The organism is Hymenobacter sp. BT559 (genome assembly GCF_016427535.1).
Classification (GTDB): Bacteria; Bacteroidota; Bacteroidia; order Cytophagales; family Hymenobacteraceae; genus Hymenobacter.
This window is the reverse complement of sequence record NZ_JAELXV010000004.1, coordinates 128,926-151,279: the sequence shown is the minus strand read 5'-3', so window position 1 is coordinate 151,279 and position 22,354 is coordinate 128,926. Positions and strand designations below refer to the sequence as shown.

At 59.0% G+C, this 22,354-nt stretch carries 19 protein-coding genes; 13 read left to right on the top strand and 6 right to left on the bottom strand.

The genetic code is table 11. From position 1 onward, the window contains the following. Positions 1-64 precede the first annotated feature (64 nt). From JAO77_RS15135 to JAO77_RS15105, 7 genes are all read left to right on the top strand, one after another. Positions 65-3,898, top strand: coding sequence for a HAMP domain-containing protein (locus tag JAO77_RS15135; protein WP_198991215.1), 3,834 nt, complete (start codon positions 65-67; stop codon positions 3,896-3,898). A 72-nt stretch (positions 3,899-3,970) separates the two neighbouring features. Next, complete coding sequence (locus tag JAO77_RS15130) at positions 3,971-4,555, top strand: chemotaxis protein CheW (protein ID WP_198991213.1); 585 nt, start codon at positions 3,971-3,973, stop codon at positions 4,553-4,555. 64 nt (positions 4,556-4,619) lie between these two features. Beyond that, on the top strand, positions 4,620-5,000 hold the full coding sequence (locus tag JAO77_RS15125; protein ID WP_144843900.1) for a response regulator: 381 nt from the start codon (positions 4,620-4,622) through the stop codon (positions 4,998-5,000). Positions 5,001-5,208: 208 nt separating this feature from the next. Continuing rightward, the gene (locus JAO77_RS15120; RefSeq protein ID WP_198991212.1) at positions 5,209-6,864 is read left to right on the top strand and encodes a chemotaxis protein CheA; all 1,656 of its coding nucleotides are present in this window, start codon (positions 5,209-5,211) and stop codon (positions 6,862-6,864) included. Positions 6,865-6,948: 84 nt separating this feature from the next. Then, positions 6,949-7,575 (top strand): chemotaxis protein CheC, encoded by a 627-nt coding sequence (locus tag JAO77_RS15115; protein ID WP_198991211.1) that lies wholly within the window; start codon positions 6,949-6,951, stop codon positions 7,573-7,575. A gap of 106 nt (positions 7,576-7,681) precedes the next feature. Continuing rightward, complete coding sequence (locus tag JAO77_RS15110; protein WP_198991210.1) at positions 7,682-8,782, top strand: agmatinase family protein; 1,101 nt, start codon at positions 7,682-7,684, stop codon at positions 8,780-8,782. Between the two features lie 27 nt (positions 8,783-8,809). Next, positions 8,810-9,148, top strand: coding sequence for a phage holin family protein (locus tag JAO77_RS15105; protein ID WP_198991209.1), 339 nt, complete (start codon positions 8,810-8,812; stop codon positions 9,146-9,148). Positions 9,149-9,215: 67 nt separating this feature from the next. Here JAO77_RS15105 and JAO77_RS15100 read toward each other — a convergent pair whose 3' ends face one another. The 5 genes from JAO77_RS15100 to JAO77_RS15080 all read right to left on the bottom strand — a co-directional run bounded on the left by JAO77_RS15100 (position 9,216) and on the right by JAO77_RS15080 (position 15,805). Next, entirely contained in the window at positions 9,216-10,127 is a 912-nt protein-coding gene (locus tag JAO77_RS15100) for a DUF4349 domain-containing protein (RefSeq protein WP_198991208.1), read from the bottom strand. 106 nt (positions 10,128-10,233) lie between these two features. Then, positions 10,234-11,097: a DUF4349 domain-containing protein gene (locus JAO77_RS15095; protein ID WP_198991207.1), complete on the bottom strand. Its 864-nt coding sequence runs from the start codon at positions 11,095-11,097 to the stop codon at positions 10,234-10,236. Positions 11,098-11,281: 184 nt separating this feature from the next. After that, positions 11,282-12,586, bottom strand: coding sequence for a UDP-N-acetylglucosamine 1-carboxyvinyltransferase (gene murA / locus JAO77_RS15090; protein WP_198991206.1), 1,305 nt, complete (start codon positions 12,584-12,586; stop codon positions 11,282-11,284). A gap of 81 nt (positions 12,587-12,667) precedes the next feature. Beyond that, the gene (locus tag JAO77_RS15085; RefSeq protein WP_198991205.1) at positions 12,668-13,426 is read right to left on the bottom strand and encodes a DUF4290 domain-containing protein; all 759 of its coding nucleotides are present in this window, start codon (positions 13,424-13,426) and stop codon (positions 12,668-12,670) included. 132 nt (positions 13,427-13,558) lie between these two features. Beyond that, on the bottom strand, positions 13,559-15,805 hold the full coding sequence (locus tag JAO77_RS15080) for an ATP-dependent helicase (RefSeq protein ID WP_198991204.1): 2,247 nt from the start codon (positions 15,803-15,805) through the stop codon (positions 13,559-13,561). Between the two features lie 243 nt (positions 15,806-16,048). Here JAO77_RS15080 and JAO77_RS15075 point away from each other — a divergent pair, with 243 nt between their 5' ends. From JAO77_RS15075 to JAO77_RS15050, 6 genes are all read left to right on the top strand, one after another. After that, positions 16,049-16,618, top strand: coding sequence for a DUF3109 family protein (locus JAO77_RS15075; RefSeq protein WP_198991203.1), 570 nt, complete (start codon positions 16,049-16,051; stop codon positions 16,616-16,618). Between the two features lie 237 nt (positions 16,619-16,855). Next, on the top strand, positions 16,856-17,578 hold the full coding sequence (locus JAO77_RS15070; RefSeq protein ID WP_198991202.1) for a pirin family protein: 723 nt from the start codon (positions 16,856-16,858) through the stop codon (positions 17,576-17,578). 15 nt (positions 17,579-17,593) lie between these two features. Further along, positions 17,594-18,295, top strand: coding sequence for a GAF domain-containing protein (locus JAO77_RS15065; protein WP_198991201.1), 702 nt, complete (start codon positions 17,594-17,596; stop codon positions 18,293-18,295). A 54-nt stretch (positions 18,296-18,349) separates the two neighbouring features. Then, the gene (locus JAO77_RS15060) at positions 18,350-18,970 is read left to right on the top strand and encodes a porin family protein (RefSeq protein WP_198991200.1); all 621 of its coding nucleotides are present in this window, start codon (positions 18,350-18,352) and stop codon (positions 18,968-18,970) included. Positions 18,971-19,070: 100 nt separating this feature from the next. Continuing rightward, complete coding sequence (locus tag JAO77_RS15055; RefSeq protein WP_235998449.1) at positions 19,071-20,105, top strand: alpha/beta hydrolase; 1,035 nt, start codon at positions 19,071-19,073, stop codon at positions 20,103-20,105. Positions 20,106-20,188: 83 nt separating this feature from the next. After that, complete coding sequence (locus tag JAO77_RS15050; RefSeq protein ID WP_198991199.1) at positions 20,189-20,656, top strand: peroxiredoxin; 468 nt, start codon at positions 20,189-20,191, stop codon at positions 20,654-20,656. A gap of 69 nt (positions 20,657-20,725) precedes the next feature. Here the strand turns inward: JAO77_RS15050 and JAO77_RS15045 are convergent, their stop codons facing one another. Further along, positions 20,726-22,342: an efflux transporter outer membrane subunit gene (locus tag JAO77_RS15045; RefSeq protein ID WP_198991198.1), complete on the bottom strand. Its 1,617-nt coding sequence runs from the start codon at positions 22,340-22,342 to the stop codon at positions 20,726-20,728. Between the last annotated feature and the right edge of the window lie 12 nt (positions 22,343-22,354).

The window sequence follows — 22,354 nt, the reverse complement described above, 5'->3', positions numbered from 1 at the left end:
TATACTTTTGCCAAACCCCACCAGCCGGGCCCCGCGGGCCCAGCTTTCCCGTTGTCCTTATTATATGGCTACTGCCAAAAGAAATTCTGAGTTACCCGAAGTCGATGGCGCGGCGGAGGTAACTACTGCGCCCCCTGCGCTTAGTGCCGGACGTGGCGATAGCACGCGCAAGCGTGACGCGCGCCGTGTCAATGCCAGCTCGACCCAGGATTCTGACTACGTCAATGAACAGCTCAACCGCGTGCTTTTCGCGCTCGACGCCTTCAAAAAAGGCGACGTATCGGTACGCCTGACCAAGCAGAACGACGATATTTTCTCGGAAATCGCCGAAGCCTACAACTCGATGGTAGAGATGATAGGCGGGGTAGGGGGCGAGGTGTCGCGCATCTCGAAAGTGGCCGGTGTAGAGGGCAACCTCAAGGCCCGTGCCTCGGCCGACGGAGCGGCTGGCTTCTGGCGCGACATGCTCAACAACATCAACGGTCTGGTGGATAGCATTGCAGTGCCGGTGTTGGAAGTAGGTAAAGTGCTGAAAAACATCAGTCGGGGCAACCTCGATGAGAGCTTCCAGATTCCGGTATCGGGCGACTTTAAGCTGATGGCCGAAACCATCAACCGCACCATCGACAACCTCAACGTCTTCGCAGGCGAGGTAAGCCGCGTGGCGCAGGAAGTGGGCACCGAGGGCCGCCTAGGTGGCCAAGCGGTGGTGCCCAACGTGGGGGGCGTGTGGAAAGAGCTGACGGACAACGTGAATACGATGGCTTCGAACCTGACCTCGCAGGTGCGTGACATCGCCAACGTGGCCACGGCCGTAGCCCGTGGCGACCTCTCGCAGAAGGTGACCGTAGAGTTGAAGGGCGAGCTACTCCAACTCAAGCAGAACCTCAACCAGATGGTGGACTCGCTCAACCTGTTTGCGGGTGAGGTGACGCGCGTGGCCCTCGACGTAGGCACTGAAGGAAAGCTCGGCGGTCAGGCCAACGTGCCCGGCGTATCGGGCACTTGGAAGGACCTGACCGACAACGTGAACAATATGGCTGCCAACCTGACCTCTCAGGTGCGCGATATTGCTAACGTGGCCACGGCCGTAGCGCGTGGTGACCTGAGCCAGAAGATGACGGTGAACGTGAAGGGTGAGATTCTGGAGCTGAAGAATATTCTGAACCAGATGGTGGACTCGCTGAACGTGTTCGGCGACGAAGTAACCCGCGTGGCCCGCGAAGTAGGTACCGAAGGGAAACTAGGTGGCCAGGCCGTAGTGCCTAGGGTAGGTGGTACCTGGAAAGAGCTGACGGACAACGTAAACACGATGGCAGCCAACCTGACCTCGCAGGTGCGTGACATTGCCAACGTGGCTACCGCGGTAGCGCGTGGTGACCTGAGCCAGAAGATGACGGTGGATGTGCAGGGCGAGATTCTCGACCTGAAAAACATCCTTAATCAGATGGTGGACTCGCTCAACATCTTCGCCGGCGAGGTAACCCGCGTGGCCCGCGAAGTGGGTACCGAAGGCATCCTAGGTGGCCAGGCTAATGTGCCTCGTGTATCGGGCACTTGGAAAGAGCTGACGGACAACGTAAACACAATGGCCTCGAACCTGACCTCGCAGGTACGAGACATCGCCAACGTGGCCACGGCGGTAGCCCGCGGCGACTTGAGCCAGAAAATCACCGTGAACGTGCGTGGCGAGCTCTTGCAGCTCAAGGAGAACCTCAACCAGATGGTGGACTCGCTGAACGTATTTGGCGACGAAGTAACCCGCGTGGCCCGCGAGGTGGGCACCGAAGGCAAACTCGGTGGCCAGGCCAACGTGCCAGGCGTGAAAGGTACTTGGAAAGACCTAACGGACAACGTGAACACCATGGCCGCCTCGCTCACGAGCCAAGTGCGCGACATTGCCAACGTGACCACGGCCGTAGCCCGCGGTGACCTCTCGCAAAAGGTGTCGGTAGATGTGCGCGGCGAGCTGCTCGACCTCAAGGACAACATCAACCAGATGGTGGACTCGCTCAACATCTTCGCTGGCGAGGTAACTCGCGTGGCCGTAGAAGTAGGCACCGAAGGCCAACTCGGCGGCCAAGCCGAAGTACCCAATGTGAGCGGCGTGTGGAAAGACCTGACCGACAACGTAAACACGATGGCTACTAACCTCACCACGCAGGTGCGGGGTATCGTAAAAATCGTGACGGCGGTAAGCCAAGGAGACTTGACGCAGAAGTTGACCCTAGAGGCCGCCGGTGAGGTAGCCGACCTAGCTCAAACCATCAACCTGATGGTGGATGACCTCAACCGCCTAGCCTCAGAGGTAAGCCGTGTGGCCCGCGTAGCGGGTGCCGAGGGCAAACTGACCGAGCGCGCCACGGTGGGCGGCGTATCGGGCTCGTGGAAAGAGCTGGTAGATACCCTGAATGCGCTCATCGAAAGCATCGGCCTGCCAGTGTTGGAAGTGAGCCGCGTGGTGCAGGCTATGTCGGAGGGCGACCTGACGCAGCTCGTAGAGATTCAGACGACGGGCGACATTCTTTCGATGTCGAACTCGCTGAACCTAGCCGTGGAAAACCTTAACACGCTACTTGGCGAAATCAACGATTCGGCGCAAGTAGTGGGTACTTCTTCGGAAGAGATGGTGGACAAAGGCCAGGAAATGAGCCGAGTAACGGTTGACGTGGCCCTGGCCATGCAGCAGATGGCCGAAGGTGCCCAAAACCAGGCTCTCAAGACCGACCAGGCCTTTAAGCTGATTGAGGAAATCATGACGGCCACCCGCGAAACGGCCAACAAAGCCGACGTGGTGAACAAGTCGGCTATCATGGGTGAGCAAAGCTCGCAGCAGGGTCTGAAAACGGTGGCCGAAGTGGTGAAGAACATGGAGGAAATCTCCGGTGCTGCCACTCAGACTTCGCGTACCATCGAAGTACTCAGTACGCGCTCGCAGGAAATCAGCAAGTCGCTGGGCGTGATTACGGACATTGCCTCGCAAACCAACCTGCTGGCCCTCAACGCCGCCATCGAAGCGGCTCGCGCTGGCGAAGCTGGTCGTGGCTTTGCCGTAGTAGCCGAAGAAATCCGCAAGCTGGCCGAAGGCTCGCGCAAGTCGGCCAGTGAAATCGCGACGCTCGTTGAGGACGTTCGCAAGGATACAACTAGCGCTGCGGCGGCCATCAGCGCCATGGAAAGCCGGGTACTCAAGGGCAAAAATGCTACGTTTGAAGCCAGCACGGCCTTTAAGAATATTGCGACTAGTAGCGGCGAAACGTTGCGTACGTCGCGCGACATTCTCACGGCCACGGCCCAGCAGCAAACGTCGATTGGTGACGTAGTGAAGTACGTGGAAGAGGTGGTAGCCATTGCTGAGCAAACGGCTACCGGCACCCAGCAGGTGGCTGGCACGGCCCGCCAGCTCTCGACCTCGATGCAAGAGCTGGTAAGCTCGTCGCAGCGCCTCTCCGACATTGCCGACGACCTGCAAGGCGGCCTCGAAACCTTCCAGCTCGTGGAATATTACGAGCCCGAACCAGAGCCGGAACCCGAGCCCCTGCCGCGTCGTTTGGTGCGGCGCCCAGTGGCGCCCGCCGTTGCCCCAGCGGCACCCGCCCCGACGAGCACCCGCCCGCAGCCAGGGCGTGGTGCCCTAGGCTATGGCACTGCTAATACCAGTGCACCCGCCCCTAATGGTCAGGCGGCTCCAATGGCTACTGCCCGCCCCAACCGGCCAATGCGCAAGCCCGCCGCTACCGCCGTGGCTGCGCCGGCTCCTGAGCCGCAGGCGGCTGCTGCGCCGCCGCGCCGCCGCGCAAAGGCAGCTACTCCGGCCCCGGCGGCCGAAGAGCCCGCCCCCACCACTCCGGCTAAAGCTGCGCACCCGCGCGCCACTAAAGCTCGCTCGAAAAACTAATGCAATGCTGCCTAGGTGCCTACCCCACGGAGGTAGGCACCTAGGCCTAACCTAGGAAGTACGTAACTATATATGGCTGATTCTTCTGCGGCACCCGGTTCGCGGCGCGCGGCCCCGGTAGCACCCGAAGCCGTGGTCCAGCTCATCGTTTTTCGGCTGGGCGACGAGGACTACGGCATTCGCATCGAGCAGGTGAAGGAGGTAACGGTGACACCCGAAGTGGTGAAAATGCCCAAAACACCGCCTTTTATCAAGGGCATTGCCAACCTGCGGGGCGACATCATCGCTATCGTAGACCTGGAAGAGCGGTTTCAGCTGCGGCCGGCTGGTCGGCCCGTGCCCGACTTTTCTTACACTTTGGCCGTGGAGGCTGCCGACTACACCCTAGGGCTGATGGTGCGCGAGGTGCCGCGCCCCCTCACCATTCCGGTTAGCCTCATCGAGCCGGCTCCCGAGTTTGTGCAAGACAGCGGCCAGCGCGATAAGTACCTCGAAGGCATTGCTAAGCTGCCCGATAGCGAAGGGGTTATTATTGTATTAGATATGGCTAAGCTATTAACTCCTAGTGAGATAATGCGCCTGCCTGGGCGAGTTGAGCCCCCTGCTGCTAAGGCCGATGAGGCCCCGAACGCACCCACCCCGCCCGAAAAGCCGTAGAGAGCCCGCGTGGCCTTGTGCCACCAGCCTCCCACCGCTTTCTCTTTATCCCAAGTACAGCTTCATGAATAAGCGCATTCTCATCGTCGACGACTCGTTCTATATGCGGACGATGCTCAAAAATATGCTCACCGACGCCGGCTACGACGTAGTGGGCGAAGCCGCCAACGGCCAGCAGGCGCTGGAAATGGCCGTGGCTACCACGCCCGACCTCATCACCCTCGATGTAATTCTGCCCGACAACACGGGGCTCGACGTGCTCAAAGGCATTCGCCAGCAGCAGCCCGATGCCAAAGTAGTAATGTGCTCGGCCGTAGGCCAAGAAACCATTGTAAACGAGGCCATTGAAAATGGGGCGCTGGCTTACATCGTGAAGCCCTTTTCGGAAGAGCGTGTGCTCGAAATAGTAGGTGGTGCCTTACAGGGCGACGGCCCCCGCGCCTAGGTTCGCTGTATATCGTAGCCTCATTACCAGCCTAATAGCTGAGTTTTATCTACTTCTTCTGCATCGTGTTGTTGCTGATGTCTACTGCTAGTTTGCTATCGGGCCTTTGCTGGCCGGTTGGGGCGCCCCCGGCCGGTAGGCGGGGCGCGCATAGGCTAGCCAGAAGCCCGCTACCAGCTAGCCCGCGCAAAGCACTACTCAACCGGCTATGAAATCACGCGACCAGGAATACCGGGAGCTGTTCATGGCCGAGGCGTTGGAATACTACGACGCCATGTCGCGCCACCTGAGCGAGCTCGAGCGCAATCCGCAGGACACGGAGGCGCTCAACGAGCTCTTCCGGCTTATGCACAACCTCAAGGCCAATGCCCGAGCCATGGGGTTTGTGGATATGGGGGAGGTGGCCCACAAAATGGAAACCCTCTTCGGGCAGATTCGGGGGCAGGAGCGCACCTTCACCGGCTCGCTGGTACAGCTCACCTTTGGGGCCGTAGATACCCTAGGCAATATGATTCGGGCCGTGGGTGCCGGCCAAGAATCGGCAGATGCCCACGTACTGCTTGACAACCTCGACCGGCTTATTCGGGGAGAGGAGCCCGTGCAGGCCGCTCCAGAACAAACTACCGAGGAAGCTGACGCCGACGCTGGCCGCAAGCTGGAGCTATCGGACTTGGTATACATCCCGGTTAAGAAGCTCGACAACTTGTTGAATCTGGTGGGGGAACTGGTCATTGACCGCGACCGCATTCTGACCCTGGCCGCCGAGCTTGGCAACGCGGCGCTGCAAACCACCGCCCAGCACCTGTTCCGCATTTCCGACGACTTGCAGTACTCCGTGATGGATGTGCGCCTGGTAGGTGCGGGAGTTTTGCTCAACAAGTTTCCTAGGGTGGTGCGCGACGTGGCCGCGGCCGAAAACAAGCAAGTGGAGCTGACGCTGGCCGGGCAAGACGTGCAGATTGACCGCAATGTGTTGCAGCTCATCACTGATGCGCTGCTGCACATCGTGCGCAATGGCGTCAGCCACGGCCTTGAAGATGCTGCTACCCGCGTAGCCGCTGGCAAGCCAGCGGTGGGCCAGCTACGTATTTCGGCCCTTACCGAGCGCGACGACGTGCTGATTCAGATACAGGACGATGGCCGCGGTATCGACACGGAGGCCGTACGCCAAAAAGCCATTCGCAAAGGCGTGATAACAGCCGAGGCCGCCGCCTTGCTCGATGAGGAAGGCGTGTGGATGCTCTTGTTTGAAGCGGGCTTCTCGATGGCTGAAAAGATTACTGACATCTCGGGTCGGGGCGTAGGTCTCGATGTTGTAAAACTGGCTATCGACTCCCTAGGTGGCCAGTTGCGCGTGAGCTCGGAGCTAGGCAAGGGCACCATGTTTACGCTGGTGCTGCCCACGTCTATTGCCGTAAAAGGCGCCTTGCTAGTCGAGCTCGATGCCCGTGCCTACGCCGTGCCGCTGCTACACACCGATACGGTGCTGGCGCTACACGCCGACGAGATTTTTGCCGTGGGCGGCCTGCTCATGACCCGCGTGCAGGAAGAAAATGTGCCCCTCGTACCCCTGCGCCAACTGCTATATGTGGAAGGCGACGAGCCCTTGCCCCGCGCCACCCGCGCCGACCTCCCCGCCGACGATACCTTGCACCAGGTGCTGGTGGTGAGCTACAACAACCGCCGCCTGGGGTTGATAGTAGACCGTTTCCTGCGTCAGCAAAATATCGTTGTCAAACCCTTGAGTAAGCCGCTCGACACAATAGACTTGTTCGGGGGCGTTACGCTGCTGGGCAGCGGGCAGCTATGCTTAGTGCTCGATGTGCCCGCTCTCACCCGCTTGTTTCTAACTAAACGGCCCTGACTTCAGCCGCTTTTCACTTGCTTTCGTAAGTACCGCGCAGGCTATGCTTGCTGCTTCTATGCCTAGAATGTTATGAGTGTCTTAATGAATGAATTGGAACGCGACATTATCCGCGAAATTCTCAATATTGGCCTAGCACGTGCGGCCGATAGCTTCGCAGTGATTGCGCAGGAGCGGGTGATGCTGGAAGTTCCTAACTTAGACTTGCTACCGAGCACCGATATCATTGGGCGGGTGCGCGAGTACCAGGCGCGCTACGTAGCCATTCAAAGCGACATCAGAGGCGATTTTAACGGGTCGACGTTTATGTTCTTCTCGGGCCAGCACATTCAGCGGCTGTCCAAGGTCTGCCTGCGCATGCAAGTGCCCGATTCCTTGCAGCTTAATGAGTTGCAGGAGTCGTTACTGTTGGAAATCAGCAATATCATTACGGGAGCACTGGTGACCCAGTTGGCTAACATTCTGAAGGCAAATATTTACGGAGCACCACCCCTCACGCCAACTGGCGACTTGTCAACGGCTTTGCATAGCTTAATGCCGGACCCCGACACGTTGCAGCCACTGATTTTTTCGGTTATTACCCAGTTCTCAGACAAAAACAACTCGGTAGAGCTTCCACTCATGCTGTTTTTCGACCGGGCTACCTTCGAAAAGATTCTGGAAATTATTCGTACCTACGATTTTTTAGGGAAAACGCAAAGTGCTGCCTAGCAGCGGTTCGCCGCGCGTAGCTGGCCCCCTAGGTACTTGCTCTATCTATTTATAAGCTCACTTTTCACTCCACCAAGTGCCCGGCACTTGGTGTTATTTTTTACCCGTGTCAACAGATTCTCGCGCTCAAAAAATAGCCAATTTTGACCCTAATGCCTTGGGCGATGCGGCAGGCGGCTTATTTGGCCTACCTTTTACCCCCGACGAAGCGCAGGTAGTAGTAGTGCCCGTGCCCTGGGAAGTAACCGTGAGCTACCGCGCCGGCACGGCGCAAGGCCCCGAAGCCATCCGCGAAGCCTCGCTGCAAGTAGACCTCTACGACCCCGACCTGCCTGATGCCTGGAAGCTAGGTCTGGCTATGGAAGAGGAAGACGAGGTGATTGCCCAGACCAGCCGCGACCTGCGGCCGCTGGCATCTGGCTACATTGGCTGGCTCGAAAACGGCCAGCCCGCCGCCGAAGCCACCCTGCACGGCCCCGCCACAAGCCGCATCAACGCCGAAGGCGACAAACTGCTGCAGTGGCTCAAGCAAAAAACCGGCGCCCTGCTCGATGCGGGTAAGGCTGTGGCCGTGCTTGGCGGCGACCACAGCACGCCCCTAGGGTACCTGCACGCGCTGGCCGAGCGCCACCCCGAAGGGTTTGGCATCCTGCAGTTCGACGCCCACTGCGACCTGCGCCCGGCGTACGAAGGCTTTAAATATTCGCACGCCAGCATTATGTACAACGCTCTGCAACTGCCGCAGGTGAAGAAACTAGTGCAGGTGGGCATCCGGGATATGTGCCAGCAAGAGGCCGACCTCATCGAGCATTCGGTGGGCCGGGTGGCCATTTTTGGCCAGCGCTTCCTGAGCGAAGAGAAGTTTGTGAAGAAGTCGTGGAAGAAGGTTTGTGGTAAAATCATCGCGCAGCTTCCGCAGAAGGTGTACATCAGCTTCGACATCGACGGCCTCGACCCCAAGCTGTGCCCCGGTACTGGCACGCCTGTGCCCGGAGGCCTGGAGTTTGAAGAAGCCACCTATCTGCTGCGCCAGGTAGTGCGCTCGGGCCGCACCATCATCGGCCTCGACTTGAATGAGGTAGCGCCCGGCGACAGTGAGTGGAACGGCATTGTAGGCGCCCGCCTGCTTTACCAACTCTGCAACTGGATGGCCGTATCGCAGGGACGCCTGACGGCTAAGGGCAAAGGCAAGGAAAGCGCCGACTAATTCTTTCACCCAAACACCTTCACTCACATGGGCAAAATCCTGATTAAGTTCATTCTCACGGCTGTGCTTACCTACGGCTTGGCGCAGGTGCTGCCCAATGTGCACCTCAATGGCGTGGGCAGCGCGGCTATCCTAGTTATCGTGCTGGGGCTACTCAATGCCACTGTGAAGCCGATACTCAAGCTCATTGGCTTTCCGATTACGCTAGTAACTCTAGGTCTTTTCCTATTGGTTATTAACGTCATCATCGTGAAGCTCGCCGACTATCTGATGAGCAGCTTCTCGGTCACGGGCTTTTTGAGCGCGCTAATTTTCAGCCTGGCCCTGTCGTTGGTAACGAGCGTGGTAGATATGGTAGTTGACTAAAGATTAGTCGATTAAATAATAAAAGCGGCCGCTGCATCCTCCTAGGTATGCAGCGGCCGCTTTTGCGTTAGGAAACTGCCGCAGGGGCTGGCGGGCGCGGCACTGCTAGATGATGGGCCCGCGTCCGGCGGCGTCGCCATAGCACCCAGCCGCCCGCCCCGAGCACCAATACTGGCCAGAGGTTAATGGCGCCAATCAAGAGCGAGGTAAGCAGTTGCCACCCATCGTAAAAGGCTTCGACGGCACGGCTGCTTAGCGACACGACTGGGGCATCGGGCACAGACTGCGGCAGCGGCTGGTAGAGCGTAAGCTCGATGGTGGAATAGGCTACCTGGTTGTTCAGGGTTTTGAGTCGGCTCTCGGTCGCTTCTATCTCTTCGCGTACCTCGCCTAGCTTTTCCTCAATGTCCAGAATATCCTTGATTTTTTGAGCTTTGCCAAGCAGCGCGGTGTACTGTTGCGCCACGGCGCGCTTGGTTTGGAGGCGCGCTGCCACATCGGCGTGCTCGGCGGTTACGTCGTCGGTACTCAGCTTTTTCTCTTCGATGGTTCCTAGGCCCGCCAAGCCGCTCAGCAGCGCTTGAAACCGGGAAGGCGGCACCCGCAGGGTAGTTACCTGCCGCCACTCGCCGTCGGCGCGGGTTTCAGCGGCGCTACTGAGGTAGCCGCTGCTGCGGTGCACTAGGCTATCTAGCTGGGGTATAGCGCGGCGCATACTGGCCGCTCTGAGCCGTACCTCGGCATGATAAACGAGCAGTCGGGCCATTGGCGCAGCAGCCTTAGCCTCGGCGACCGCGGCGGCAGAGTCAATGGTTGGAGGTGGGGGAGTGGATGCGGCCGGGGGAGGCGGCAGAGCGTCCATCACCACATTTTCTTTTAATTCTAATGTCTCGGTGCTTCCACTCTTCTCAGCGGCCTGCTGACAGCCCCATTGCATACTAGCCACCAGCCCGATGGCCAACCATTGATACTTTTTCATGCCTAAAAGAGAATGGGTGAAAAGAACAGCCCCAGCCAAGCTGCGTGCGCGGCAGGTGGCCTAGGTGCCCTCAACAGATGCCATTAAAGCCACAAATGCATACCGCCTACAGCTCCGCGGCTTGGCGCCGCTGCCAGCGCCGCACCGCCCACACGCCCGCAGCCCCCAGCAGCCCTAGGGGCCAAAAATTGGTGAGCGCAACCAAGATGCTGAGTACCACCGACCAGCCGCGGTAGAAAGCAGCTAAAAACTGCGGCGCAAACTGGGGCAGCGGGGCAGTAGGCTCGGGAGTCGGCAGCACCTGGTAATAGCGTAGCGTAAGCACGGCCCAAGTGCTGCGTGCGCCGAGCTGCTGCAAGCGTGCTTGGTCGGCGGCCAGGTCGAGGCGCAGCTGGCGGGTTTGCTCTTCGAGGCGGTGCGCGTCGGCAGGGTTGGTAGCGGTGGCAAGCTGCTGCTGGTACTTGGACACGGCTGTTTTCTTGGCCGCTAGGTTGGTAGCGGCTTGCACTAGGTCGGCCGTGACATCGGTCGAGGCGATGTCCTTGTTTTCGACATGACCTAGGCGGCTGAGGTCGGCCACCAGAGCGGCAAACTCGGTCGGCGGCACTTTTATCGTCATTTCCTGGCGCTGCTGGCCGTTGGCCCGCTCTTCGTGCGCCGTGCTTAAGTAAGAATCGTGCCGCGCCAGCAGCCGGTTGATACCCGCCGATGCCTGCTCAAAATTATCTACTGCCAAATTGAGCTCGCCTTGGTACACCACATCGCGCCCTAGTGAGCGGGCGGCGGGTACCGGGGCGGCGAACGCAGTAGTCGCCTCGGATGGCGCAGCTACCTCTGGGGCCGGCCCCGGCGTAATAACCTTCTGGTTAGCTGTAGGTTCGGTTGAGCTGGTAGCGCTTTGCTCGGTTGAGGCTGAGCTGCACCCTGCCAATGCCAGCCCGAGCAGGGCCGGATAAATCAGGCGTTTCATCAGAAAAAAGGGGGGGAAAGCTGAAGGAAAAAAAACTCAGCTGCGCAGCTGTCTCTTTATCCAGCTTCCCCGAGCGGGTAACCCACCTGCCCACTAAAAAAGCCCGGTCAGTACTGACCAGGCTTTTTTATTTCCCGCAGGAAGCAAGCTAGTTATAGCGTCAAACTTAAATTTAGCTTGAACCTCACACGCGGCGAATATCAGCACCTAGGGCATTCAGGCGCTCATCAATGTTCTGGTAGCCGCGGTCAATTTGCTCCACGTTCAGGATGGTGCTCTTGCCATCGGCGCTGAGTGCGGCGATGAGCAGCGCCACGCCCGCCCGGATGTCGGGCGACGACATGGTGATGCCATGCAGCTGCTTCTGGCGGTCGAGCCCGATAACTGTAGCGCGGTGCGGGTCGCAGAGAATAATCTGCGCGCCCATGTCGATGAGCTTGTCCACGAAGAACAGGCGCGACTCAAACATCTTCTGGTGAATCAGTACCGTGCCCTTGGCCTGGGTGGCTACTACCAGGATAATGCTCAGCAAGTCAGGCGTGAAACCCGGCCAGGTGTGGTCGCTCACGGTAAGGATGGAGCCGTCGAGGTAGGTCGCCAGTTCGTAGTGCTCCTGGGCCGGAATGTGAATGTCATCGCCGCGGAACTCCAGCTTGATACCCAGCTTGCGGAAGGTATCGGGGATGATACCCAGCTCCGGAATCTGGCAGTCTTTGATGGTGATTTCGGAACCCGTCATGGCCGCGAGGCCGATGAAGGAGCCGATTTCTATCATGTCGGGCAGCATACGGTGCTCAGTGCCCCCTAGGCTCTCTACCCCCTCAATGGTGAGTAGGTTAGAGCCAATGCCCTGAATATTAGCGCCCATGCGCACCAGCATGCGGCACAGCTGCTGCAAGTAAGGCTCACAGGCGGCGTTGTAGATGGTGGTGGTGCCTTCGGCCAGCACGGCCGCCATCACGATGTTGGCCGTGCCAGTCACGCTAGCTTCGTCGAGCAGCATGGAGGCGCCGTGTAGCTTGCCGGCTACGTGCAGGCGGTAAAAGTCGGTGCCTTCGAGCGTGAGCTGGGCGCCCAGCTTCTCGAGGCCTACAAAGTGCGTATCAAGCGGGCGGCGGCCGATTTTATCGCCACCCGGCTTGGGCAGCTGGGCGCGGCCATAGCGGGCCAGCAGGGGGCCTAGGAGCATTACCGAGCCGCGGAGCTCGCGGGCTTGGGCCACAAATTGCGGCGTATCGAGGTAATCGATATGTACGTCTTCAGCCTGAAATACATAGGTGTCAGGAGCCACACGGCCCACTTTCACCCCTAGGTCGCGCAGCAGCTCAATGAGCTTGTTCACGTCCCGAATGTTGGGCACGTTGCTGATGGTGATGGGCTCGGGGCTGAGCAACACCGCACACAGAATCTGGAGCGCCTCATTTTTAGCTCCTTGCGGGATTATCTCCCCCTGCAGCTTCTGTCCGCCGCGTACTTCAAATGCAGCCATTCTTTTCCAATTATCAATTAACAATGAACAAGTAGCAATTGGCCGAACGACTTAAAAAGCCCCGCCAATCAAGCTGCAAAGCTACTGCGGCGGTTGCTGAGGCTCGGAGCGAAATTTTTTATTACGCTTTTTATCCCGCTTTTTATTATTGCCAAAGCCAGAAGCGGCACCCTCAGGACGCTCAGCGCGGCGCTCTCGGTTGTCGCGGCCTTCAGGCCGGCTGCTCGATTGGCTACCGGCAGAGCGCTGCGTGCTAGGTGCGGTAGCGGGCATGTTAGCAAGCTCAAACAAGCCTTGGTCGGCCACGGCCTGCACGTCAAGCTTGAGCTGCCCGCCCGACAGCTCGGCCAGGTGCCGGATGATGGTCACATCCTTAGCGTTTTCCTTGTTGTGCTGGCGGTACAAAAACTTCATGGTGCGCCCAATTTGCACGGCAGCTTGCTCGCGCTCGGTGGGGTCACCTAGGGTAATGGCCTTGGCCACCAGGGCTTCCACGCCGCGGCCATAAGCCTTCAGCTTCGGAGCCTGGCGCGGGTACTCCACGCGCTTGGGGCGCTCGGCATATAGGCGGGGCGGCGTCAGCGGCACGGGGGCGTCGAGGGCCACGTCGGTGCCTGCCAGCGCGTGCAGGTGGTTCCAGAGGCGGGTTTGAACGTCGGGCTGGTCGCGCAGGCTGGGGCGCAGGCGCAGCATCATTTGCACGATGCCGGCGGCACGGCGCGTGCGCTCGGCTACGTCTTCAATCTGAGCCAGCCCTTGAATGAGCTGGTAGGTGCTTTGCCCATATTCGCGCACCAGCAGTTGCAGGTGGAAGGGCAGGGGGGTGGGTGTTTCTTGCATTAAGTAATAATTGGTCGCGCCAAACAAAGAGTGGCTGTCATGCTGAGCAAAGCGAAGCAGCTTATTGGCGCGCATTAGAATGGGAGTTCAAAAGAGCCTCACAAGCTGCTTCGCTTTGCTCAGCATGACGCGCTATAGCACCCGCAGCTTAGCAAAGCTCAGCAGCAGCGTTTTCTCGCCAACTTCTTCAAACTGAATAATTGCCTTCACGGTGCCTTGCTGCTTTTCCAGCGTCGTCACCTGGCCAAAGCCGAACTTGGGATGCTCAACGCGCTGACCGGCCTGCAAGTTACTCGTATCCGAAGGTTTGAAGTCGGCCGGGGCCACGTACTTGGTCGGCGTTACTTTACGAACAGGGGCAGCCACAAGGTTCGAGCGGCGTTCAAACACGTGCTGGAAGGGCGACTCGCCCACCGCCGGCCCAGCCGCAAATTTCACGTTCAGGAACTGCGGGTCTATCTCGTCCAAGAAGCGCGACTTTTCGCAGCTGCGCAGGTTGCCCCACTGGTAGCGCGAGGTAGCGTAGCTGAGCGTCAGCTTCTTCTCGGCCCGCGTGATGGCTACGTAAAACAAGCGGCGTTCTTCCTCTAGGTCAGCCCGCGAGGTTATCATCATCTGGCTCGGGAAGAGGTTTTCTTCCATGCCCACGATGTATACGTTGCGGAATTCCAGCCCTTTAGCCGAGTGGATAGTCATCAGCGTCACGGCCTCGCCTTCCTGGGCGGCGTCCTTCAGGTCGGAGTCCGTTACGAGGGCAATATCCTGCAAAAAGGCACCTAGGGACTTGTCTTCGCGCTCAGGGTCGTCGGTGTATTCCTTGATACCGTTGAGCAATTCCTGAATGTTCTCGTAGCGCGACAAGCCCTCGATGCTCTTATCGGCGTACAACTCTTCAATCATGCCCGAGTTTTTGGCAATGAACTTGGCCGCCTCAAAGGCGTCTTCCTTGCCCGCTACGATGGTGTAGCTCTTGATTTTTTCGGCAAAGCCCACAACTGGGTTGCTCACGCGGGCCGGCAAAAACTGCTCGGCGTTACTCACCACTTCCCAAATGGTGTGGTTGGCTTCTTCAGCCACGTTTATCAGCTTGCTAATAGTTGTGTCGCCGATGCCGCGCTTGGGGTAGTTGATAACCCGGCGCAGTGCCTGCTCGTCGTTAGGGTTGACGGTGAGGCGCAGGTAGGCCACTAAGTCCTTGATTTCCTTACGCTGGTAGAAGCTCAAGCCGCCCACAATCTTGTAGCGGATGTTGAGCTTGCGCAGGGCTTCTTCCATGGCCCGGCTCTGGGCGTTGGTGCGGTAGAGGATGGCAAAGCTGTCGTAGGACAGATGCTGATTCATCTTGTCCTCGTATATCGACTGCGCAATCAGCTTGCCTTCTTCGTTGTCCGACGCCGCCTTAATCAGCTCGATGAGGTTGCCATCCTCGTTGTCCGAAAACACGTTTTTGCGCAGCTGCTCCTGGTTGTTTTTAATAACCGAATTGGCCGCCCACACAATGTTCTTGGTCGAGCGGTAGTTCTGCTCCAGTTTGAATACGTTCAGCTCGGGGTAATCTTTCTCGAAGTTGAGAATGTTCGAGATGTCGGCTCCGCGGAAGGCATAAATACTCTGCGCATCGTCGCCTACTACGCAGATATTGCGCTCCTTAGCTGCCAGCTTGCGGGTGATGAGGTACTGCGAATAGTTAGTATCCTGGTACTCGTCCACCATCACAAACCGGAATTTATTCTGGTACTTGTTCAGAATATCCGGGTGGTCGCGGAAGAGCACGTTGGTCTGGAACAGCAGGTCGTCGAAGTCCATAGCGCCGGCCTTGAAGCAGCGCTGCTGGTATTGCTGGTAGATAACGCCAATCTTGGGTCGCAGTGCCGCCTCGTCGTCCTGCCGAATCACGGGGTCGTTGACGTATTGCTGCACCGACACCAGCTTGTTTTTGGCGGCCGAAATGCGACCTAAGACCGTGCTGGCCTTGTAGAGCTTGTCGTCTAGCTCCAGCTCCTTCACAATCTGCCCGATAAGGGTCTTCGAGTCCTGCGTGTCGTAGATGGTAAACGAGCGCGGAAAACCGATGCGCTCGGCCTCGGTGCGCAAAATCTTGGCAAATACTGAGTGGAAGGTGCCCATCCACAGGTTTTTGGCCTGCGGGCCCACTACCTTCTCAATACGGGCGCGCATCTCCTTGGCGGCCTTGTTGGTAAAGGTGAGGGCCAGGATATTGAATGGGTCAACGCCTTGCTCGAGCAAGTGGGCAATGCGATAGGTGAGCACCCGCGTTTTGCCCGAGCCGGCGCCGGCAATAATCATGCAGGGGCCTTCGGTTTGGAGCACCGCCGCGGCCTGCGAGGGATTGAGGAGAGCGTGATAATCTAAAGCCATCTAAAGTAAGCTGTTAGCTAGTAGCAGCTAGCCGTTAGCTTTTGGTAAAAGGGAGGCGCCGCGGGGCTGCGGTGGCCCTAGGTGCCAAAGCGGCTAGCTGACAAAGATAAGTTGGGCGGGTGGGCGAGCGGTATCTTTGTGCTACCGTTTTTGGCAGCACCCGCGCCGCTTGCTAAGCAAGCCCGCGGCCGACCACCCCGTTAGCTAACCGCTTTTTATAGCCTATAAATTCAGCCCCCATCCATGATTGTTATCCAAAATACCGTTATTTCCGACGACGTAGCCGAGCAGTTCTTCGTTTGCAACCTCGGGGCTTGCAAGGGCGCCTGCTGCGTAGAAGGCGACCTAGGCGCCCCGCTGGAGCTAGAAGAGCTTGATATTCTGAAGCAGGAGTACGCTAAGATAGAGCCCTTTCTGACCGAGGCGGGTAAGCAGGCCATTGCCGAGCAAGGCCTGTATATTGAGGATTGGGAAGGCGACTACAGCACCACCACCATCAACGACCGCGAGTGTGCCTATGCGCTCTACGATGAGCAGGGCATTCTGAAATGCGGCATCGAGCAGGCGTATCTGGCGGGCGTTACCGACTTTAAAAAGCCGATTAGCTGCCACTTGTACCCCATTCGCGTGACTAAATACGAAGGCTTTGAGGCGCTGAACTACGACCGCTGGGACATTTGCTCGCCAGCCTGCTCGTTTGGGGCCAAGCTGGGGGTGCCAGTTTACAAGTTTTTGAAGGAGCCCCTGGAGCGCAAATATGGCGCGGCGTGGTACGCCGAGCTGGCCCGCGAAATAGAAAACCCGACTACCTAGGGCACAAAAAAGCCGGCCGAAAGCCGGCCTTTACTGTCGAGATGGGTAGTACATATTTGGTGCCAAACCTAAGTCCTGCGGGCAGGCAAGCAGGGCCGCGGCGTAATCGGCCAAGGTGAGCTAAGGGGTTAACTACTTGAATGGCAATAGTATCAGGATGCTAGCTGGGGTGGACGGCATAAGCAATCGTTAACTTCAGCGATTCCCTCGCGTAAGTCCACTAAAATTCTCTGCCTTATGCTCGCTTACATCTCGGCGGCCCAGCGCCACCACGCCGCACCGGCCACTTGGCTCAGCTCGTATTTTCTATTCTCGTTTGCCGACTACTTCGACAAGGGCAATATGCACTTCGGGCCGCTGCGCGTGTTCAACGACGACACGGTGGCCCCGCAAAATGGCTTTCCGCAGCACCCGCATTCCGAAATGGAAATCGTGACGCTGGTGCTGGAAGGCGAAGTAAGCCACGAGGACACGCTGGGCAACCGCACCAGCATCACGGCGGGCGAGGTGCAGCGCATGACGGCCGGCACCGGCCTGGCGCACAGCGAAATGAACCGCCAAGACAGCCAGCTGCACATGTATCAGCTGTGGTTTATGCCCACCCAGCGGGGCCTGGCCCCCAGCTACGAGCAGAAGGACCTAGGCTTCTTGAGCAGCAAGAAAAACGAGCTAATACCCCTCGTGACCGGCCAAAAAGTGCTGGAAGACGTGGTGTACATGAACTCAAACAGCACAATATACTGGGCGCGGCTCGACGCCGAAAAGACGATTACCTTCAAGACATTCGCAATCCGCCTTACCTTTATCTACGTAAAGCAGGGTAGCTTGCTTATAAATGGTACGACCCTGAATACGAACGACCAAGCTCGCCTTACGGCCGAGGAAGTAGTGGAGATTACGGCCAGCAAGGATGCCGAATTTATTTTAATTGATTTGCCGGGTAGCGAGGCCAATTACTAAGCCAGCCTCTAGTTGATGCTCACATCCTTTCCAGATTCGCTGATACCAGCGCACGACGACGCCCGCCTGCGGACGCTGCATAAGTTTGCCATCGTAAACACGACGCCCGAGCTGGTATTTGATAACTACACGGCCTGGGCCGCGCAGCTATTTAACACGCCCATTGCCCTCATCTCACTCGTCGACGAAGACTACGTATGGTTTAAGTCGCGCACGGGTGGGCCAGAAATAAACGGCCTGGTGCGTAGCGAAAGCATGTGCTCGGCAGCGATTTCGACAGATGAGATGGTCGTAATATCTGACTATAAGCCAGAGAGCTGTAATCTCATCAAGCCCGATGTAGCCCAGGCCATTGGGCTGAATTTCTACGTAGGAGCTGCCCTTATTGCCAGCGATGGCGCCCGGCTCGGTATGCTGGCCGTTATAGGCAAGGAATACCGCGTGCCATCTACAGCCGAAGTAGAGGTGCTCACGCGCCTGTCTGAGCTCGTAACTCAAACCATAGAACTGCGCTACCGCTACCTGTCGGCCGACCAAGCCACAGAATGGGAAGACGCGCAGCACGAACTGGTGTTTGCCCTGGATGAGAACGCGACCTTGGCGCGCTACCTCATCACCCGCAACCAACGCATCGACTTGACCGACCCGGAGGTAGCGCAGCTGATGACCCGCCGGCTCGATAGCGTAGCCAAGGTGCTGCGGCGGCGCCTGGGCTAAGCGTCTAGGTATCGCTATATTGCACGGTCTCGGCAAAATCCGGGGCTTTGCTTTGTGAAAAAAGCAGTACTTACCTGCCTGCTAGGTGCCTGGGCGGCATCTGCTAGCGCGCAAGCCGCGGCCGATGCGCCGTCCACGCGCCGGCTACCGGTGCGCTTCGGGCTGCGGCTGGGGCTGAACCAGTCGAATACCAACTTCAACATGGGCGAGCCCAAGCCCGTGGTGCCCGTGGATACCAAGTGGAAGACCGGGTTTGTGGTGGGAGCTTTGGTAGAAGTAGGGCTGAATGACCACTTTGCGCTGCAGCAGGAATACCTGTATTCGCAGCAGAGCGGCGAGATTAGCGGCGGCGCTCGCTACCAGATGCAGTACCTGTCGCTGCCCCTGCTGCTGAAGTACCGCGTGCTGCCCCGCCTGGCGGTGGTGGCAGGCCCCCAGTTTGACCTAATGCTGAAAGCGGAGCAGGAAGCCAGCGGCCAAACCACTAATATCACGCACGACACCGAAGAGCGCGGCCTAGGTGCCACGGCGGGCCTGGAGGTGAGCGTGTGGCGCAGCCTGAGCCTGAGCGCCCGCTACCTGCAAGGGCTAAACCACGTGGGCATCGGGCAGCGCTCGGCAGTGCGGGAGTTTAAGTGGCAGTCGGTGCAGGTGGCGGCCGAGGTTCGGTTTTAGCGCGCCTAGGGAGGCGCCCTAGGTAGCATACTGGCAACAGCAGCGGCCGCGGCGCGTAAAGTGGTCCCACTGCCCGCTAATGGGCATTATTTCTTGCTTTATGAAAAGAACGATGTTGCTGCTCGCCCTCGGGCTGGGCACTACGCAAGCGGTGCTGGCGCAAGCGCCAAAAGCTACCAAAGCCCCCAAAGCAGCTAAAACGGCCAAGCCGGCTGCGCCGGCGTCTACCATGAGCCAGCCAGAAGATAAAGCCGCCGAGGTGCCGGCTACGCCCCTCGAGGAAGTGCCCCGCCCCGTGCTGCCGCTCTATAGCGGCTCTATCCCCGATTCGAAGCCCAGCCGCGTGCAGGAGGTGAACACGGACGGGCGGATTTCTAACGTGGTGCAGCCCACGCTCACGGTGTACTTGCCCCCGCGGGAAAAAGCCACTGGCACCTCGGTTATTGTGTGCCCTGGCGGTGGCTACGCCATGCTGGCTAGCGGCCACGAGGGCCACGACGTAGCCAAGCGCCTAAACGAGATGGGCGTGGCGGCCTTTGTGCTCAAGTACCGCCTGCCCAACGGCCAAAGCCAGCCCGACCCCAGCATCGCGCCGCTGCTCGATGCTCAGCAGGCCTTGCGCTTGGTGCGCGAGCAAGCGCCCAAGTACAACCTTAACCCCGAGCGCATTGGCCTGATGGGCTTCTCGGCGGGTGGTCACCTAGCTGCCACGGCGGGCACGCACTTTGCCAAGCCCGTGGGCCCTAACCCCGGTGCCACGTCGGTGCGGCCGGCCTTTCTGATGCTAATCTACCCAGTTATTAGCTTCAGCGACAGCCTCAAACACGCCGGCTCGCGCAACAACCTGATAGGGGCGACGCCGAGCGCCGACCAAGTGCGGCTGTACTCGAACGAGCTGCAAGTGACGGCTCAAACGCCGCCCACCTTCCTCGTGCATGCGGAGGATGACAAGGTAGTGCCCGTGCAAAACAGCGTTGTTTTCTACCAGGCTCTGCACCGCCACAACGTGCCCACCGAAATGCACCTTTACCCCCTAGGTGGCCACGGCTTTGGCATGAACAATAAAACCACCAAAGACCAGTGGATAGAGCGCCTGCAAAACTGGATGGACGCCAACGGCTGGCTGACGAAATAAGCGCAAAAGCGAACTAGCGAGAGGTGAGCAGCAGAACAATTGTGAGTTCGGCTGTTCACCTCTCACCTTTTATTATCCTCATTATGCTTCAGCTCGGCGACCAAGCCCCCGATTTTTCCCTGCCCACTGGCAGCGGCAGTACTTTTCACCTAGCCGACCAGCGCGGCAAGCCGGTAGTACTGTATTTCTACCCCAAGGATGACACGCCCGGCTGCACGGCCGAGGCCTGCGCCTTTCGCGACCAATACGAGGACTTTTTGGACCTAGGCGCCGTGGTAGTGGGCGTAAGCTCTGACAGCGAAGCCTCGCACCAGAAGTTTGCCCAGAAGCACCGGCTGCCATTTCCGCTGCTGGCCGACACCAGTGGGACGCTACGTAAGCAGTACGAGGTACCTAGGGCTTTCCTAGGTTTGCTACCGGGCCGCGTCACATTCGTTATCGACGCCCAAGGCAAAATTGCCTACATCTTCAACTCCATGAGCGGGGCCACCGACCACGTTAGCAAAACCAAAGAAGTGCTGCGCGGGCTGGTCAATAATGCCGGCAAGTAGTATATTGCTAGCTAGTTGCTCGGGTATTCTTGAGCAGCTAGCAATATCGGGTACCTAGGGCTGGGGTGACTACTGCCAGCCGCCGCCCAGCGCGTGGTAGAGGTCGGTCACGGCCTGGCGCTGCTGAAGCTCGTCATTCACGCTGTTGAGCTGGGCTTGCAGCAGGCTTTGTTGGGCTTGCAGTACTTCGGTGTAGTTGGCGAAGCCGGCGCGCAGTAGCTCTTGGGTGTAATCGACCGACAGGTTGAGGGCGGCGAGCTGCTGGGCGCGGATGCGCTTTTTGTCGGCCGCACTTTGGTACGAAAACAGCGCGTTACTCACCTCCTGGCCTGCCACAAACATGGTTTGCTGGTAAGTATAGAGGTATTCTTGTTGCAAGGCTTCGGAGCGGCGCAGGCGGGCGCGGTTGAGGCCCTGGCTGAAAATAGGCTGCGCCAGCCCACCCACGATGCTGGCGAAAATGGCGTTAGGCGAAAATAGGTTGGTGAGCGTGGTGGTGGTGAGGCCGCCGTTGGCGGTGATGGTAAACGAGGGGTAGAAATAGGTGCGCGCCGCGTTAGTAAACTCAAAATTCGACGCAAAGGCGTACTCGGCCTGCTGCACGTCGGGGCGGTTGCGCAACAGTTGGCCGGGCACGCCCGTGAGCAGCTCGGGCGGCGCATCTTGCCCCGTTAGCGTGCCGCGCGCGATGGGGCCGGGCGTGCGACCTAGGAGGGTCGCCAGCAGGTTTTCGGCCTCCCGAATGTTGCGCTCTAGGTCCGGAATAGTGACCTCGGCGGCGTAGCGGTTGGCCTCGCTTTGCACCACGGCGGCCCCGGTCACCACATCACCTTCGAGCAGCAGCTTCATGGTTTCCACGTCCTGAATGCGGTTTTTAACCGTCTGGCGGGTTATTTCGAGCTGCGCATCCAGCGCCAGCAGCGAGTAGTAGTTGTCGGCAATATCGGCGATGAGCTGCGTGAGCACCACGCGGCGGTACGCCTCGCTCTGCATTACGCTGGCAGCGTAGGCGCGGCGGGTACTGCGTAGCTTGCCCCACACATCGGCTTCCCAGCTACTGCTGAGGCCCAGCAGGTATTGGTGCGCTGCCCCGCCGGTTACTACCGTCGATTGGTCGGTGGTCGTGCTAGTGCCAGTGCCGCCTACGCCTGTCCCGGTACCGCCCGTACCTGTTCCGGTACCCGTTCCGCCGGTGCCAGTACCCGTACCGCCCGTGCCGGTACCACCAGTGCCTGTTCCGGTACCCGTTCCGCCGGTGCCAGTACCAATGCCTCCAACTCCCGTGCCCGTGGTGCCGCCTACTGTAGTGGAGCCGCCACCAATGCCGGTGCTCACAAATGCACCACCTGCCCGTGAAAGCGTGGTAGTGGCGCGCCCCGTCAGGCTAGGCAAAAAGGCGGCCCGGCTTTGGGCCAGCAACGCCTGCGCCTGTGCAATGCGGGCATCGGCCACCTTTAAGTTGCGGTTGTTTTCGATGCCTTCGGCAATAAGCTTTTGCAGATTAGGGTCGGTAAAAAGCTGCTGCCAGGGCCGCTGGGCCAAGCTGGTAGTGTCGGTAGGGGTACGGTCACGGTAAAGGCCAGTGGTGGCCGTGTCGGGGCGGCCGTAGGGGCGCAGGATGTCGCAGCCACTGCCGGCCAGCAGCAGTAGTGGTAAGAGCAGCCTAGGTAGCTTAGCGGTAGTCATCACGCTGGTTTT

Coding starts and splice junctions, on each gene's coding strand:
- JAO77_RS15135 (WP_198991215.1), top strand. CDS start 65: ATGGCTACTGCCAAAAGAAATTCTGAGTTACCCGAAGTCGATGGCGCG.
- JAO77_RS15130 (WP_198991213.1), top strand. CDS start 3,971: ATGGCTGATTCTTCTGCGGCACCCGGTTCGCGGCGCGCGGCCCCGGTA.
- JAO77_RS15125 (WP_144843900.1), top strand. CDS start 4,620: ATGAATAAGCGCATTCTCATCGTCGACGACTCGTTCTATATGCGGACG.
- JAO77_RS15120 (WP_198991212.1), top strand. CDS start 5,209: ATGAAATCACGCGACCAGGAATACCGGGAGCTGTTCATGGCCGAGGCG.
- JAO77_RS15115 (WP_198991211.1), top strand. CDS start 6,949: ATGAATGAATTGGAACGCGACATTATCCGCGAAATTCTCAATATTGGC.
- JAO77_RS15105 (WP_198991209.1), top strand. CDS start 8,810: ATGGGCAAAATCCTGATTAAGTTCATTCTCACGGCTGTGCTTACCTAC.
- JAO77_RS15100 (WP_198991208.1), bottom strand. CDS start 10,127: ATGAAAAAGTATCAATGGTTGGCCATCGGGCTGGTGGCTAGTATGCAA.
- JAO77_RS15095 (WP_198991207.1), bottom strand. CDS start 11,097: ATGAAACGCCTGATTTATCCGGCCCTGCTCGGGCTGGCATTGGCAGGG.
- murA (WP_198991206.1), bottom strand. CDS start 12,586: ATGGCTGCATTTGAAGTACGCGGCGGACAGAAGCTGCAGGGGGAGATA.
- JAO77_RS15085 (WP_198991205.1), bottom strand. CDS start 13,426: ATGCAAGAAACACCCACCCCCCTGCCCTTCCACCTGCAACTGCTGGTG.
- JAO77_RS15080 (WP_198991204.1), bottom strand. CDS start 15,805: ATGGCTTTAGATTATCACGCTCTCCTCAATCCCTCGCAGGCCGCGGCG.
- JAO77_RS15075 (WP_198991203.1), top strand. CDS start 16,049: ATGATTGTTATCCAAAATACCGTTATTTCCGACGACGTAGCCGAGCAG.
- JAO77_RS15070 (WP_198991202.1), top strand. CDS start 16,856: ATGCTCGCTTACATCTCGGCGGCCCAGCGCCACCACGCCGCACCGGCC.
- JAO77_RS15065 (WP_198991201.1), top strand. CDS start 17,594: ATGCTCACATCCTTTCCAGATTCGCTGATACCAGCGCACGACGACGCC.
- JAO77_RS15055 (WP_235998449.1), top strand. CDS start 19,071: ATGAAAAGAACGATGTTGCTGCTCGCCCTCGGGCTGGGCACTACGCAA.
- JAO77_RS15050 (WP_198991199.1), top strand. CDS start 20,189: ATGCTTCAGCTCGGCGACCAAGCCCCCGATTTTTCCCTGCCCACTGGC.
- JAO77_RS15045 (WP_198991198.1), bottom strand. CDS start 22,342: ATGACTACCGCTAAGCTACCTAGGCTGCTCTTACCACTACTGCTGCTG.